Raw genomic sequence first — 14,378 nt, forward strand, 5'->3', positions numbered from 1 at the left:
CGTTCCCCGCCCTTTGCGTCGCAAAGCCCCGTAATTCAAGGGCTGTAGCGAAACAGCCGCTAATACAAAGTTGAACCAACTGATTAATACTTTGGCAGAAACTTCTTAAACCGCAGGAAAGTTCTTACATACTTATCGGAAATTGCCAAACTTGACGTCCTACATAACGCACCAAAATGACACCCCGCCCCAGTGAGTGGCGCGCCACCAACTAGCACGTCCGGGGTAAAACATTCACTCCGTGCATTTACTAAAGCAATAACTGCCACTATTCTCCCTTATCGCAAGGCCATCGAAGTAGTGTTCCGCGATATTGAAAGCCAGCCACGCGCTGCCACTGCCCAGGCCGTGACGTTCTGTCGTGGCCGGGTAGATAATGAATACATGATTGGAGAACGACATTGTCCAGACTCGCCGAATTTCGCGCCGCAGAGAAAGCCCTTCAGCAACAGCTGGCCCAGCTGGAGTCGCTGAAGAACGATGCCGGTTTGAAAAAGGAGATCGAATTCGAGCATAAATTGCAGGAGCTGATGAAACAGTACGGCAAGGGCCTGCGTGACGTCATCGCCATCCTGGACCCCAGCCATGGCGTGCCGCGCCTGGCCGTGCACACCCCGCGCCAGACGCGCCGGCCGCGGGTACTGAAAGTCTACGAGAACCCGCACACCGGCGAGCTGATCGAAACCAAGGGCGGCAACCACCGCGGCCTCAAGGCCTGGAAGCTGCAATACGGCGCGGCCACCGTGGACAGCTGGCTGCGTGGCTGATCAAAGGTAGGCGCGGGCATTTTTTTTCACAGGATTTTCACACCTGATCTTTCAGGATGGAATCTGCTAATGGACTAGCGCCCCAATGCCCGCTTCGGCGGGCTTCTTATTGCCTGCGATTTGGCATTGGCGGCCCAGGGCATTTGGCCTGGTGGCTGTAGTTGCGTATCATGGCAGGTCTTACAAGAACTCTTGAATCCCCTGTGGCATTGCGCGTCCAACGCGGTGCCGAACTATATTGCCTGTTATGGAGTTCCCATGAGCCTGCACGATCTCAATACCTTCCCCGGCGTCACCGCACAACCGGACGCCGCCACTGCCAAGTTCGTCTTCAACCACACCATGCTGCGGGTGAAGAACATTGAGAAGTCACTGGACTTCTATACCCGCGTACTGGGTTTCAGCCTGGTTGAAAAGCGCGACTTCCCCGAAGCCCAGTTCAGCCTGTACTTCCTGGCCCTGGTCGACAAGGCTGTTATCCCGGCCGATGATGCCCAGCGTCATACCTGGATGAAGTCCATGCCAGGCATCCTGGAACTGACCCACAACCACGGCACTGAAAACGACGCCGACTTCGCCTACCACAACGGCAACACCGACCCACGCGGCTTCGGCCACATCTGCGTGTCGGTGCCGGATATCAAGGCGGCGTGCGAGCGTTTCGAAGCGCTGGGCGTGGACTTCCAGAAGCGCCTGACCGATGGCCGCATGCAGAACATCGCCTTCATCAAGGACCCGGATGCGTACTGGGTCGAGATCATCCAGCCTAACTTCTGATCGCCCCTACCTGTAGCCGCTGCCGCCAGGCTGCGCTGGCCGGTGTGAACCCTGGAGCTTTTCAGCGGGGCACAGGGCCAGCGCAGCCTTCGGCAGCGGCTACGCAGGTTCGGGCATAAAAAAGCCCGCTGGCCTTTTGCGCCAGCGGGCTTTTTTGTGGCCGGTGCAATCAGGCCGGTGCAGAGGTGCGGATCAGGTGGTCGAACGCCGCCAGCGAGGCCTTGGCGCCCTCGCCCAAGGCAATGACGATCTGCTTGAACGGCACCGTGGTCACGTCGCCTGCGGCAAAGATGCCCGGCAGGTCGGTTTCGCCACGGGCATCGACCATGATCTCGCCACGTGGCGACAGCTCGATGGTGCCCTTGAGCCAATCGGTGTTGGGCAGCAGGCCGATCTGCACGAAGATGCCTTCAAGCTCCACGTTGTGCACTTCGCTGGTCTGACGATCCTTATAGCGCAGGCCGTTGACCTTCTGGCCATCACCGGTCACTTCGGTGGTCAGCGCGCTGGTGATCACGGTGACATTGGGCAGGCTGTGCAGCTTGCGTTGCAGCACGGCGTCGGCACGCAGTTGGCTGTCGAACTCCAGCAGGGTGACGTGGGACACGATACCGGCCAGGTCAATGGCCGCTTCCACGCCCGAGTTGCCGCCGCCAATCACCGCCACGCGCTTGCCCTTGAACAGCGGGCCGTCGCAGTGCGGGCAGTAGGCCACGCCACGGTTGCGGTACTCCTGCTCGCCGGGCACGTTCATTTCGCGCCAGCGCGCACCGGTGGCCAGGATCACGGTCTTGGCCTTCAGGCTCGCACCGCTGGCGAAACGCACTTCGTGCAGTTGCCCGTCCTTGCCAGGAATCAGGGCTTCGGCGCGCTGCAGGTTCATGATGTCCACATCGTATTGCTTGACGTGTTCTTCCAGCGCCGTGGCCAGTTTCGGGCCTTCAGTGTGCTGCACCGAGATGAAGTTCTCGATGGCCATGGTGTCCAGCACCTGGCCGCCAAAACGCTCGGCTGCCACACCGGTACGGATGCCTTTACGGGCCGCGTAGATTGCCGCCGCCGAACCGGCCGGGCCACCGCCAACTACCAGTACGTCGAACGCCTCTTTGGCGTTGAGCTTCTCGGCGGCCTTGTCGCCAGCGCTGGTGTCGATCTTGGCGAGGATCTCCTCAAGGCCCATGCGGCCCTGGCCGAACACCTGGCCATTGAGGTACACACTCGGCACGGCCATCACCTGGCGGGCGTCGACTTCAGCCTGGAACAGCGCACCGTCGATGGCCACGTGGCGCACGTTGGGGTTGAGCACAGCCATCAGGTTCAGCGCCTGCACCACGTCCGGGCAGTTCTGGCACGACAGCGAGAAGTAAGTCTCGAAAGTGAATTCACCCTTGAGCCCGATGATCTGTTCGATCACCTCGGTGCTCGCTTTCGAAGGGTGGCCACCGACTTGCAGCAGGGCCAGCACCAGCGAGGTGAATTCGTGGCCCATGGGGATACCGGCGAAACGCAGGCTGATATCCGCGCCAGGGCGATTGATGGAGAACGATGGCTTGCGTTGATCGTTCCCGTTGTCCAGCAGCGTGATTTTGTCCGACAGGGTCTGGATGTCACGCAGCAGGTTGAGCAATTCCTGGGACTTCGCGCCGTCATCGAGGGAGGCGACGATCTCGATCGGTTGGGTGACCCGTTCCAGGTACGACTTCAACTGGGCTTTAAGATTGGCGTCCAACATGCGGGCGATTCCATTTTCGATACGTATAAAAAACAACGCCCGGGCGAATTCGCCCGGGCGCTTTCAGGGCGATGATGTATTACGTGGCGAGATGGACAGCCGTGGGAGCGGGTTCTACCCGCGAAGCCGACACCTCGGTATCACTGACACTGCGCGGCGTGGCTTTCGCGGGCAGAGCCCGCTCCCACAACCCAAAACGCCAGGTGATCATCGACATGAGGTCTTAGATCTTGCCGACCAGGTCCAGCGATGGAGCCAGGGTAGCCTCGCCTTCTTTCCACTTGGCTGGGCAGACTTCGCCTGGGTGGGCAGCTACGTATTGAGCAGCCTTGACCTTGCGCAGCAGCTCGGAAGCGTCACGGCCTACGCCACCGTCGTTCAGTTCAACGATTTTGATCTGGCCTTCAGGGTTGATCACGAAGGTGCCACGGTCAGCGATGCCAGCTTCTTCGATCAGCACGTCGAAGTTGCGGGAGATCACGTGGGTCGGGTCGCCGATCAGTGGGTACTGGATCTTGGCGATGGTTTCCGAGGTGTCGTGCCAGGCTTTGTGGGTGAAGTGGGTGTCGGTCGACACGCCGTAGATCTCGACGCCCAGGTCTTTGAATTGAGCGTAGTTGTCAGCCAGGTCGCCCAGTTCGGTTGGGCAGACGAAGGTGAAGTCGGCTGGGTAGAAGAATACGACAGACCATTTGCCTTTCAGGTCGGCTTCGGTGACTTCAACGAACTTGCCGCCGTGGTAAGCCTGGGCTTTAAAAGGTTTGACTTGGCTGTTGATGATCGGCATCGGTAACTCTCCATGGGTTTGTCGAAAGGGGTGAAAACTTTGTAGGGCTCATCCTAGCCAAGTGAGCACGTGAGCGCTCATTGGCAAAGCTGATGTGCATGATTAATTCTGCCTATCAGGGCGCCTAATATATAGAAGAAATGCTTCAAGATCAGTTGTAGGCGAACGTGAATGTGGCCAGTGCCCCCGCCGTGCCCGGTAGCACGTGGGTTTGCGTCTGGATGTAGCGGGCCTGCAGGGGCACCTCAAAGCTCGCCTCTCCATGCGTGACGGTGCCGGCCAGCCATTGGCCGGGGTTGCCTACCTGGTTGGAATCGGCGCCAAAACGCACCGCGTCGCCGTTGCTGCGCAGCACCTGCACGCCGATGCCACGCGCCGTGGCGTCGTTGCGCAAGCTCAGCACGGTGCTGCGGTTACCCGGCTGGGTGGCGTCGCTGAGCGTGACCCAGACGAACAAGGGGTCCCCGCCTGCGCCGCTGTGGCAGGTCAGATGCAGGCTGAAATCCTGCAGCGCTGTCCCGCTGCCGGGGCCATGAAAATCGCGCACACTGGGCTTGCCCAGCTCGACCGTGACCTGATGACTGCCCGGCGCCACACTGCAGGTCGGTTTGTTGAGCACAATCTGGACATCGTTGGCGAACCGCAACTCGGTCGCCTGCACCCCGCCGTAACGGCGCGACGCGGCGTCCGTCGGCAGTTGCAGACGCCCCTCTTGCAGCGGGCCGGTCTTGATCAACTCAACGATGTAAGAAGCCACGGGGGTGTAATGGCCAACCGGCAAGGGGGTGCGACGGCGCGGCCAGTACAGGGTCTGCTGAGGCGTCTGCTCGCTGATGCGCAGCCCCACGCCGCTCAGGTTGGTGGCGTAGACGCCATCCTGACCGGACGCCGCGCCCGGGTCTGCCGTCCAGCCCAGGTCGAGCACATCCGGCTGGGTGCATTCGAGCGCAGTGGACGGGCCGGTGAAGGTTCGGGTGTACAGCGGCTCGCCCGGCAAGGCCAGGGTGGAGACCACGATGCGGCTGTCCAGGCGCGCCTGGGTGATAGCCGGCCCCAGGCCGTCATAAAACCGGCAGGCTGCCTGGGCAGGCCCGGCTAGCAGCATCAGGCAGCACAGGCTCAGGGATGTGGCGAGGTTCATCAGGGTTCTCCGGGTGAGGGCAGGCATACGGCCTGCAGGGTATGCAACGCAGTGCCGGTTTCAGATAACGCGTAGTGGGCGGTGCAGTGCAGCTCGCCCTGCTCGCCCCATTGCACGTGCAACTGCCCCTGGGGCTGAAGCCCCCGGGCAAGCACCCGGCTGGCTTGCCCCACCACGCCCAGCGGCTGCCCCTCCGGCCCCATGACCCGGGCACCAAAGGGCAAGACGCCGTCGTCCGGCAAGCGCAGTTCGATCAGCGCGGTGCGCCCCGAGCGGGTGGGGTAACGCAGTAGCGGCACGGCACCGGCACGGGGCACCACTTGCTGGCTGTTGGTGGCCAGCTCCACATGCAGTGGCAAGCCGTGCGGGTCGATATCGATGCGATTGAGCTGGTAGGGCGACAGGTTGGGGACAATGGCATGGCCTTGCCGATTGACCTGCACCGGGGCGCCATGAGTCACGCGCGCCCCGGCCGCGTCGGGCACCTGCACCACGGCAAAGGTCTCCCCCAGCGGCGGCGCCCAGGTCACGCCGCCCGGGTGGGCGACTACCGCCCCGCGGGCGCTGGTCGATAGCTGCCGACTATGGTCGCCCTGCCCCACCGAGGCATTGAAATGCCCGAAGGGCTCGCGCCAGCCGGCGTAGGCGTTGACCCGCCTGGAGCGATCGGCAACGGCGGCGCTGACCCCGTAATCCAGCCGCTCGGTGCCATTGCGATAACCGGCTTGCAACTGACTACCCTGGTCGCTGTGCAGCATGGCGCCCGTCAGGCTGCCGCGACGCCCGCCCAGCGGTAACGTGAGGTTGAGCAGCCACTGTGTCTGCTCAAGCCCCTGGCGGTCACGCTCGCGGGTGGCGCTGAGCCCATAGCCCAAGGCACCGTAGTGGTGAGAGTAGTTGAGCGAGTAGCCCTGGCGCCGATCGTCCTGGCCCCAGCCAGACGCCTGCCAGGCACTGGCGTTGAGCTGCCCCCAGCCAGTGCCCAGCGGTTGACTAAGGCTGATGCTGCCACGCGATCGTTCACGCCAGGTGTCCAGGTGCGGCAGGTTCGTTTCCCGGTAGGCATCGTGCAACGAGCGATAGCCAATGCCCGTGGCCTGTTGATAGCTCAGGCTCAGGCGCGTGTCGCTGTCGGCCAACAAGGTGCCATAGGACAAGCGCCAGCGCCCACCTTCGCCGCCACGGGACAGGTCCAGGCCCACCGCACCCACGGCGGTATTGAGCGCCGCACCCAGCATCAGCTGACGATAATCGGCCGCCAACGTACCGCCGCCATAGGCCGTGACGGTGTCATTGAGGCCATGCTGCCAGGTGCCTTGAACGAAACCGGGACGGTCCGGCAACTGCCGGTCATGCAACTGCCCGGCCGCCAGGCCGAAGCGCGACTGCCCCGCGCGCAACGCCAGCGGTGCGGCAGCATTGGTGACGGTGTAGTGCTGTTCACTGCCGTCGGCTTCGCTGACGGTCACCTGCAGGTCACCGCCCAGGCTGGCGGCATAGAGATCGTCAATCACGTACGGCCCGGGGGGCACCACCACTTCGCGCAGCAAGCGCGCACCCTGGCGCACCGCAACCCGCGCATTGCCCCGCGCCACGCCACGCACCACCGGGGCGAAGCCGCGTTGCGAGGCGGGCAGCATGCGATCATCGCTGAACACGTGCACCCCACGCATCTGCACCGCTTCGAGCAGATCACCCGGGGTGCCGAGCTGGCCCAGACGTAACTGCGCGCCCCAAGGCGCCACCTCGCGTTGCAGATAATGGCTGAGGGTCTGGTAGCCGCCGTCACTGGACAGGTTGCCCTGCTGACGCCATTGCCAGGCGCCCAGGTTGGCGCCGTTGGCGAAGCCTGCATAGGCGCGGGTGCGCGTGGTGTCCAGATCACTGGCCACGTTGAACAGCGCCAGGTCGTAGCCACTGAAGGCAGCGTTCACACCCGCGTCCCACAGGTCGGCATCCACCTGGTCGCGCGCCGTACGCGCAAGCCAGGCCTGGGGAATGTCCAGGGCCAGCCGCTGTTCGGCAAAGTCCAGGTGCTCGGCCGCTTCCGGCATCCATTGGCTGATGCCCTGGCACCCGGGGCCTGCGGCCAACAGCCTGTCGACCGCCACGCCCAGGCGTTGCAGCAAAGCACGATCAAAGCAGGCGATGACCTTGCCCGCCTGATCGGCGTGTTGATAGGTGACCAGCAAGCGCCCGCGCGATTGCCCATTCACCTGCACCTGCAACCAGTAGTCGCCCGGCAGCACCTGGCTGGGCAAGGCGAACGCACGCACATCAACCTCCCCCGCCTGGCCTGGGCGCAGGAAACGCGATTCGAACTCAATGGGCGCCTCCACCGCCGTGGCAGCCTGTAGCCAGGCGCCGGCCAGCGTGCCTGTCATCGCCTTGTTGAAACAGCTCACGGCACGGCCACCTGCGCCTCGCCAGGGCGGCCTGCGCCATAGTCGTCCAGGGCGATGAAGTTGACGCGGGCGGCGGCATCCTGACCGGGCGCATCGTTGATGGGGAAGCGCGCCTGCCCGAAGGGCGGTACATGGCCTGCGCCCGCTTCCAGCTGCCGCCCACCGGCAAGCAGGCGCACGGCGCCCAGGTTGACAAAATAAGGCCCGGGGTTGCGAGCCTGCACAAACCACTGGCCGTCGCTGCGGCCGGTGCTCCATATCACGGTCGCAGGCGCTTCACTGGCCTGCCCCGCTAGGCCCTGGGGCCGATACAACAGTTTGATGCGCGTGCGGATGGCCATCTGCAGGCTGTTGCCCGCCGCGTCCGCCCGCGGCGGCACTTGCAATACATTGAGCCAAAACAGGCTTTCACGGTCGGCCGGCATCGACTCGCCGGTGTGCATGACACGCAGGGCCTGGCCCTTCTCGGCCTCGATGCGCACCATCACCGGGCTGACAATGAAGGGTACTTTGAGGGTATTGGGGTCGGCCTGCGCATCCCCGTCATCAATCCACACTTGCAGCAATGCAGGCTGCGGATCGCGGTTGAGCAGTTGCACGGTGACTTCGGGGGCTTGGGCGGGGTAGATCACCCGTGTACCGCCGATCACCACACTGGCATGGGCAGGCGCTGCCAGCAGCAGTGCTGCGAGCAGGGCAGAAAAACACTTGAACATGGATGGTTTTCCATTCAGACACAGGCAACGCGTGGCCTGCCTGATGGCAGGCCACGCGAGGCAATTACGGGTACGCGATGGAGTACAGGATGCGGGTGTTGACCTTGCCGGGACTCACCGTGCCGGTGGCCACGTATTCGGCGAAGTAGTTCAGGTCTGCCGCGCCACCGACCAGTGCAACCACTTGCGAGTTCTGGCTGCCTAACCCTTTGCTGACATCCATCGGCTGATGGGTGTCATTGAGCAGGCCCACTTCAAGGTTGCGCACCTGGCCCTGGCCGCCATCGACCGTCAAGCGGCCGGTGAGCGGGTTCACGGTAGGCCCTGGCTCGAAGTAAGTCATCACATCCCCGGTTTCGGGAAGGCAGTCGGTGAGCTGGATGGTAAACGGCGTGCGGCCTGCAGTTTGGCCGGCCTGCGACAATGCCTGGACACCTACGGGCGGCATCAGCACGTCGAAGTCAGGATTACCGCCGTTGATGTTGCAGGTGGTGCCAGTGATTTCCCCTTTGAAGTCGATCTGGCCGTCGGCCGCCATGGCCGTCGGCAAGGTCAGGAAGGCACAGATGCCGGAAATCAGCGCGGCGTGTTTGATGTTCATGGAAGAGGTCCTCGTCCAGTTGAGTGTGATGGCAACGGTCAGTCGCTGCCGGGCGCAGAAGTGCGCGACCAAAAGTATGTAATTGGTCCACTCAAATGAAACGTCGGACGAATTTGCCCAGCGTGTAGGACGCAGTGAACGGCGAGATAGGAAAACAGGTCAAAGCCAATGAAAGAAGGCGTTAACGCCTTGATTTTGCAGTTGTAACCAGAAGAGTATCGGCAATAATGGATGACGGCGGGATACCCTTGAACGGATCCCACCGCACCTGTTGGAAATAACAGCTAGTACATCTTAATACGTAATTATTTGACCGGTGACCGCATTGTCACAAACTCCTCGGCGGCCGTTGGGTGCACCCCGATGGTTTCATCAAACACCTGCTTGGTAGCACCCGCCTTCAAGGCCACCGCCAACCCCTGAACGATTTCCCCAGCGTCCGGGCCCACCATATGGCAACCCAGGACACGATCCGTGCGGGCATCAACCACCAGCTTCATCAGGGTGCGTTCCTGGCATTCGGTGAGGGTCAGTTTCATCGGCCGGAAACGGCTTTCAAACACCGTGACCTCATGGCCCTGCTCGCGGGCCTGCTCCTCGGTCAGGCCCACGGTGCCGATGTTGGGCAGGCTGAACACCGCCGTCGGGATGTGCGCGTAGTCCACGGGACGGTATTGCTCAGGCTTGAACAGTCGACGCGCCACCGCCATGCCTTCGGCCAGGGCCACCGGCGTGAGCTGTACGCGACCGATCACATCACCCAGCGCCAGGATCGACGGCTCGCTGGTCTGGAACTGCTCGTCCACGGCGATGAAGCCTTTGTCGTCGAGCTTGACCGAGACGTTTTCCAGGCCCAGGTTGTCCAGCATCGGGCGGCGGCCCGTGGCGTAGAAGATGCAATCGGCCTCCAGCACGCGGCCGTCCTTGAGGGTGGCCGACAGGCTGCCATCGGCGTGCTTGTCGATGCGCTGGATATCGCTGTTGAACTGCAGGTTGAGACCACGTTTGGTCAGCTCCTCGCTCAGGTGTTCACGCACCGAGCGGTCGAAGCCACGCAGGAACAGATCCTTGCGGTACAGCAGCGTAGTGTCCGCGCCCAGGCCGTGGAAAATACCGGCGAACTCCACGGCGATATAACCGCCGCCCACCACCAGCACGCGCTTGGGCAACTGCGGCAGGAAGAACGCCTCGTTGGAGGTGATGGCGTGTTCGCGGCCCGGGAAGTCCGGGATCTGCGGCCAGCCGCCGGTGGCGATCAGAATGCGCTCGGTGCTGAAACGCTGGCCGTCGACTTCCACGTGGTGCGCATCGACGATACGTGCATGGCCTTCGAGCAGGGTCACGCCGCTGTTGACCAGCAGGTTGCGGTAAATGCCGTTCAGGCGCTGGATTTCGCGGTTCTTGTTGGCGATCAGGGTCTGCCAGTTGAAGTCGGCCTCCCCCAGGGTCCAGCCAAAGCCTTGGGCTTGCTCGAAGTCGTCGGCGAAATGGGCGCCGTACACCAGCAGTTTTTTCGGCACGCAGCCGACGTTGACGCAGGTGCCCCCCAGGTAGCGGCTCTCGGCCACGGCCACCTTGGCGCCAAAGCCTGCGGCAAAGCGCGCTGCGCGAACACCGCCGGAACCGGCGCCTATTACAAAAAGATCAAAATCGTGGGCCATTGCTAGGTCTCCTTGGCAGGGGTTAATACTACCTCAAGCCGAACAAACAAGGCGGCCCAGGTAATGGCACAGACAAAACTGGCCCGAAACAGATGTGGGACCGAGCGAAGCTCGGGAAGCGCCGCGCGGGCGGCGCGCGATCTCAAGAACCCTGAAAACCGCCAGACATGCACCTCTGTAATCCACCACGATCTTGTCCCTGGCGGCAGCCGCTGCAGGATCGGCGGCGTTTGTTGGAGGGGCTTGCCGGGATTATTGAGGCGTTCATGAGATCGCGCGCCGCCCGCGCGGCGCTTCCCGGCCACAGGCGGAGGGCCGCCCCGCCGCTCCTACAGTTTGTTTCGGGCCAGTTATGCCTGTGGCATCACCTGGTCCGCTCTGGTTGTTCGGCGCGGGATTTGTGGGCGACATAAACAAAAACGCCGCGGCTTTGTGGGCCGCGGCGCTGGATGCATCAGCAGGCTTTAGAACGCCTTGCCAGTCTTGTAGAAGTTCTCGAAGCAGAAGTTGGTGGCGTCGATGTAGCCTTCAGCGCCGCCGCAGTCGAAACGCTGGCCCTTGAACTTGTACGCCAGTACGCAACCGGCCTGGGCCTGTTTCATCAGGGCGTCGGTGATCTGGATTTCGCCGCCCTTGCCTGGCTCGGTCTGTTCGATCAGGTCGAAGATGTCCGGGGTCAGGATGTAGCGGCCGATGATGGCCAGAGTCGACGGTGCATCTTCAGGCTTTGGCTTCTCGACCATGCTGTTGACGCGATAGATATCGTCGCGAATCATTTCGCCGGAGATAATGCCGTACTTGTTGGTTTCCGAAGGATCAACTTCCTGGATGGCCACGATCGAGCAACGGAACTGGTTGTACAGCTTGACCATCTGGGCCAGTACGCCGTCGCCGTCCAGGTTCACGCACAGGTCGTCCGCCAGTACCACGGCGAAGGGTTCGTCGCCGATCAGCGGGCGGCCGGTGAGGATGGCGTGGCCCAGGCCTTTCATTTCGGTCTGGCGGGTATACGAGAAGGTGCACTCGTCCAGCAGTTTGCGGATACCGACCAGGTACTTTTCCTTGTCGGTGCCCTTGATCTGGTTTTCCAGCTCATAGCTGATGTCGAAGTGGTCTTCCAGGGCGCGCTTGCCGCGGCCGGTCACGATGGAAATCTGGTTCAGACCGGCTTCCAATGCTTCTTCGACACCGTATTGGATCAGTGGCTTGTTGACCACCGGCAGCATTTCCTTGGGCATGGCTTTGGTCGCTGGCAGGAAGCGAGTGCCGTAACCGGCTGCTGGGAACAAGCATTTCTTGATCATATGAGTCCTTACAAAGGGCTGTGCTTACGAGATTCGGCGCAGTCTAATCAGGCGGCGGCTTGCTTACAATGCCCCCGCCCCTGGCCGACCAGTGCTGAAATAGAGAAAAGTGCACGGATATAGTTCCATACCTGACACAAATTTACCCCACCGTACTGGTTTTAGCAGCAATCGGGCCGGACGCAAGGCAGAATTTCACGATGGGGCTATGCGCCACGTGGCGCCTTGTATAGCATCAGACGTCCCCCGTTGGCGCCCCCTGCGCCCGGCAGGATGGCCGCCGTAGCGGCCGCCGCCCTTCCACATTTTTGTGATGATGAAACATTCGATGAGCAGATTCCTGGCACTTTTCGCGGTCCTGGCCCTGGGTGGGTGCGCGTCGGCCACGCCCACCATTCTGAAAAACGGCAAGCAGGGCCTGAGCATCGACTGCTCGGGCGCCGCCGCCAACTGGGACGCCTGTTACCAGAAAGCAGCCGATGCCTGCACCAGCGGGCGCTACGACATCGTCGGCACTGCGGGCACGCCGGCGCCCAAGGACAGCGACAAGACCCTGGGCGCCGATCTGGGCAACTATGCCAGCCGCAACCTTACGATTTTGTGCAAATGACGCAGTGTTCGGCAGCGACAGAGGTGGGAGCGGGTTCTACCCGCGAAAAGAACGCCGCGTAACACCTGGCGTCATGCAGTGTTCTTTTCGTGGGCAGAGCCCACTCCCACAGAGGCAGTTGTTGCCAAAGGCGCTGCAGTGAGTCGGGGTTACTCCCCGGAGATGCACGCCGTTACGGCGCGCTGCACGTCGTGAGGACGAATCGGTACGTTGGAGATGCGCTCATGCAGCTTGATGCTGCTGCCGTCGTTGGAACGCTTGTCGATATCGATGATCGCCGCCGGGCTGGACGACAGCTTCTGCGGCACGATCACCCGATAGCCTTCGCGCCAGGGCTCCACGGTGGAAGGCTTGCGCGTGTCGGCCAGGTGCTTGACCACGCACTCGCTGAACGCCTTGGGCGACTTGCCGGAGATCACGCCCATGGTTTCCGGGCTTTTCTCGATGTCCGAGACACTGGCACATCCGCCCAGCAACGCCATCACCGCCACCCACGCCCATTTCATAAACGAACTCCCTTGCAAAAGACTGTGTGACCGCACAAGTGGCATTTTGCTCCACCCGGTCGCAAATTTTCCTGGCTGACGCATGAAACACGGCAACGCGCAGCCTGCCATGGTATCGTTTTGGTTTGCCAAAAGATGCATCCCGGAGATTTACATGAAATTCGTACACCAGCGCGAGCACCTCAACGAAGACGACCTGGTCGTCATCGAGTGTTCCCAGCGCTGCAACATCCGCCTGATGAGCGACGCCAACTTCCGCAGCTTCAAGAACGGCGGGCGTCACACCTATCACGGCGGTCAGTTCGACACCTTCCCGGCCAAGATCACTGCCCCCAGCACCGGTTTCTGGAACATCACCATCGACACCACCGGCGCCAAGCTGGCCATGGGCGCGCACCGCAAGGCGTTCACCCACAAGATCAAGATCGTGCGCCGCTCGGCGTCCAAGTTCAGCTGATCCCTTTCGCAGGTAACTTTCGTGACCAAGTACGTCATCCACTACAAGATCAACGGTGAGCGCCGGTGGGACTTTGCCCACCTGGAGACCGGCTCGCTGGAAGAGGCCCAGGCAGCGTTGGCCGCCATCCACGGTGACAGCGACGAGCCGATCACCGACATCCGCATCAGCAAGGCGCTGTAAGGCGCCGCCGTGTCATGAGCCTGGACCTGTTCGACGAGGCGGCCCTGCACCAGCCGCCGCGGGTCGAGCAGATCGGCCCGCAGACCTTCGTGCTGCGCGCCTTCGCCCTGCCCTTCATCGACGAACTGTTGCCGCCCTTGCGCGCCGTGCTCAAGGCCGCGCCCTTCAGGCGCATGGTGACACCGGGCGGGCAAACCATGTCGGTGGCGCTGAGCAACTGTGGCGCGCTGGGCTGGACCACCGATGCCCATGGCTATCGCTACACCCCGCTGGACCCGCGCACCGGCCAGCCCTGGCCAGCCTTGCCGGCAGCCTTCCGCCGCCTGGCCACCGAAGCCGCCGCCCTGGCCGGGTTCACCGACTTCATCCCCGATGCCTGCCTGGTCAACCGTTATGTGCCCGGCGCGCGCATGTCGCTGCACCAGGACCGCAACGAGCGCGATTACGACGCGCCGATCGTCTCGGTGTCCCTGGGCCTGCCGGCGATGTTCCAGATGGGCGGGCTGCAACGCAGCGATCGCCCCCTGCGGGTGCCCTTGCTGCACGGTGATGTGATGGTCTGGGGCGGCGTCGACCGGCTGCGTTTCCACGGCGTGCTGCCGCTCAAGGAAGGCACGCACCCGGTGATGGGCGCGCAGCGCATCAATTTCACCCTGCGCAAGGCTGGCTGATACATCCTGGGGTACACTGCCTGGAAATCAACGAGCAGCGGCCATGTATGGCCAGGGACC

At 62.5% G+C, this 14,378-nt stretch carries 15 protein-coding genes; 6 read left to right on the plus strand and 9 right to left on the minus strand.

What is annotated here, in order from left to right:
• Positions 1-401 precede the first annotated feature (401 nt).
• Both ACZ9GA_RS15260 and gloA read left to right on the plus strand, forming a co-directional pair.
• Positions 402-767: a histone-like nucleoid-structuring protein, MvaT/MvaU family gene (locus ACZ9GA_RS15260; protein ID WP_457361883.1), complete on the plus strand. Its 366-nt coding sequence runs from the start codon at positions 402-404 to the stop codon at positions 765-767.
• Positions 768-1,025: 258 nt separating this feature from the next.
• Positions 1,026-1,544 carry a lactoylglutathione lyase gene (gene gloA, locus ACZ9GA_RS15265; protein WP_457361882.1) on the plus strand — a complete coding sequence of 173 codons (519 nt, stop codon included), beginning with the start codon at positions 1,026-1,028 and terminating at the stop codon, positions 1,542-1,544.
• A 169-nt stretch (positions 1,545-1,713) separates the two neighbouring features.
• Here gloA and ahpF read toward each other — a convergent pair whose 3' ends face one another.
• The 8 genes from ahpF to galU form a co-directional block, all read right to left on the minus strand.
• The gene (ahpF, locus tag ACZ9GA_RS15270; protein ID WP_457361881.1) at positions 1,714-3,276 is read right to left on the minus strand and encodes an alkyl hydroperoxide reductase subunit F; all 1,563 of its coding nucleotides are present in this window, start codon (positions 3,274-3,276) and stop codon (positions 1,714-1,716) included.
• 223 nt (positions 3,277-3,499) lie between these two features.
• Positions 3,500-4,063, minus strand: coding sequence for an alkyl hydroperoxide reductase subunit C (gene ahpC, locus ACZ9GA_RS15275; RefSeq protein ID WP_027977611.1), 564 nt, complete (start codon positions 4,061-4,063; stop codon positions 3,500-3,502).
• Between the two features lie 151 nt (positions 4,064-4,214).
• Positions 4,215-5,204 carry a fimbrial protein gene (locus ACZ9GA_RS15280; protein WP_457361880.1) on the minus strand — a complete coding sequence of 330 codons (990 nt, stop codon included), beginning with the start codon at positions 5,202-5,204 and terminating at the stop codon, positions 4,215-4,217.
• Entirely contained in the window at positions 5,204-7,609 is a 2,406-nt protein-coding gene (locus tag ACZ9GA_RS15285) for a fimbria/pilus outer membrane usher protein (RefSeq protein ID WP_457361879.1), read from the minus strand. The genes ACZ9GA_RS15280 and ACZ9GA_RS15285 overlap by 1 nt, the downstream gene beginning before the upstream one ends.
• Positions 7,606-8,325 (minus strand): fimbria/pilus periplasmic chaperone, encoded by a 720-nt coding sequence (locus ACZ9GA_RS15290; protein ID WP_457361878.1) that lies wholly within the window; start codon positions 8,323-8,325, stop codon positions 7,606-7,608. Before ACZ9GA_RS15290 ends, ACZ9GA_RS15285 begins: the two co-directional genes overlap by 4 nt.
• Before the next feature lie 64 nt (positions 8,326-8,389).
• Positions 8,390-8,926 carry a fimbrial protein gene (locus tag ACZ9GA_RS15295; RefSeq protein WP_457361877.1) on the minus strand — a complete coding sequence of 179 codons (537 nt, stop codon included), beginning with the start codon at positions 8,924-8,926 and terminating at the stop codon, positions 8,390-8,392.
• 305 nt (positions 8,927-9,231) lie between these two features.
• Complete coding sequence (gene gorA / locus ACZ9GA_RS15300; RefSeq protein WP_457361876.1) at positions 9,232-10,587, minus strand: glutathione-disulfide reductase; 1,356 nt, start codon at positions 10,585-10,587, stop codon at positions 9,232-9,234.
• A gap of 464 nt (positions 10,588-11,051) precedes the next feature.
• A complete protein-coding gene (galU, locus tag ACZ9GA_RS15305) occupies positions 11,052-11,891 on the minus strand; it encodes a UTP--glucose-1-phosphate uridylyltransferase GalU (protein WP_457361875.1) in 840 nt (279 codons plus the stop codon).
• 328 nt (positions 11,892-12,219) lie between these two features.
• Between galU and ACZ9GA_RS15310 the strand changes: the two genes are divergently transcribed.
• Positions 12,220-12,501: a hypothetical protein gene (locus ACZ9GA_RS15310; RefSeq protein ID WP_457361874.1), complete on the plus strand. Its 282-nt coding sequence runs from the start codon at positions 12,220-12,222 to the stop codon at positions 12,499-12,501.
• 149 nt (positions 12,502-12,650) lie between these two features.
• Here the strand turns inward: ACZ9GA_RS15310 and ACZ9GA_RS15315 are convergent, their stop codons facing one another.
• On the minus strand, positions 12,651-13,007 hold the full coding sequence (locus tag ACZ9GA_RS15315; RefSeq protein WP_457361873.1) for a hypothetical protein: 357 nt from the start codon (positions 13,005-13,007) through the stop codon (positions 12,651-12,653).
• Positions 13,008-13,161: 154 nt separating this feature from the next.
• On the opposite strand from ACZ9GA_RS15315, the gene ACZ9GA_RS15320 reads away from it, so the two are divergent.
• The 3 genes from ACZ9GA_RS15320 to alkB are packed head-to-tail and all read left to right on the plus strand — an operon-like array spanning position 13,162 to position 14,318.
• Positions 13,162-13,464: a DUF1883 domain-containing protein gene (locus tag ACZ9GA_RS15320; protein ID WP_027977603.1), complete on the plus strand. Its 303-nt coding sequence runs from the start codon at positions 13,162-13,164 to the stop codon at positions 13,462-13,464.
• A gap of 21 nt (positions 13,465-13,485) precedes the next feature.
• On the plus strand, positions 13,486-13,647 hold the full coding sequence (locus ACZ9GA_RS15325) for a hypothetical protein (RefSeq protein WP_457361872.1): 162 nt from the start codon (positions 13,486-13,488) through the stop codon (positions 13,645-13,647).
• 14 nt (positions 13,648-13,661) lie between these two features.
• Positions 13,662-14,318: a DNA oxidative demethylase AlkB gene (alkB, locus tag ACZ9GA_RS15330; RefSeq protein WP_457361871.1), complete on the plus strand. Its 657-nt coding sequence runs from the start codon at positions 13,662-13,664 to the stop codon at positions 14,316-14,318.
• The last annotated feature ends 60 nt before the right edge of the window (positions 14,319-14,378 follow it).

The organism is Pseudomonas sp. TE3644 (assembly GCF_056278815.1).

Excerpts from the sequence above, each read along its gene's own strand:
- gloA (WP_457361882.1), top strand. The coding sequence starts at position 1,026 with ATGAGCCTGCACGATCTCAATACCTTCCCCGGCGTCACCGCACAACCG.
- ahpF (WP_457361881.1), bottom strand. The coding sequence starts at position 3,276 with ATGTTGGACGCCAATCTTAAAGCCCAGTTGAAGTCGTACCTGGAACGG.
- ahpC (WP_027977611.1), bottom strand. The coding sequence starts at position 4,063 with ATGCCGATCATCAACAGCCAAGTCAAACCTTTTAAAGCCCAGGCTTAC.
- ACZ9GA_RS15280 (WP_457361880.1), bottom strand. The coding sequence starts at position 5,204 with ATGAACCTCGCCACATCCCTGAGCCTGTGCTGCCTGATGCTGCTAGCC.
- ACZ9GA_RS15290 (WP_457361878.1), bottom strand. The coding sequence starts at position 8,325 with ATGTTCAAGTGTTTTTCTGCCCTGCTCGCAGCACTGCTGCTGGCAGCG.
- ACZ9GA_RS15295 (WP_457361877.1), bottom strand. The coding sequence starts at position 8,926 with ATGAACATCAAACACGCCGCGCTGATTTCCGGCATCTGTGCCTTCCTG.
- gorA (WP_457361876.1), bottom strand. The coding sequence starts at position 10,587 with ATGGCCCACGATTTTGATCTTTTTGTAATAGGCGCCGGTTCCGGCGGT.
- galU (WP_457361875.1), bottom strand. The coding sequence starts at position 11,891 with ATGATCAAGAAATGCTTGTTCCCAGCAGCCGGTTACGGCACTCGCTTC.
- ACZ9GA_RS15310 (WP_457361874.1), top strand. The coding sequence starts at position 12,220 with ATGAGCAGATTCCTGGCACTTTTCGCGGTCCTGGCCCTGGGTGGGTGC.
- ACZ9GA_RS15315 (WP_457361873.1), bottom strand. The coding sequence starts at position 13,007 with ATGAAATGGGCGTGGGTGGCGGTGATGGCGTTGCTGGGCGGATGTGCC.
- ACZ9GA_RS15320 (WP_027977603.1), top strand. The coding sequence starts at position 13,162 with ATGAAATTCGTACACCAGCGCGAGCACCTCAACGAAGACGACCTGGTC.
- alkB (WP_457361871.1), top strand. The coding sequence starts at position 13,662 with ATGAGCCTGGACCTGTTCGACGAGGCGGCCCTGCACCAGCCGCCGCGG.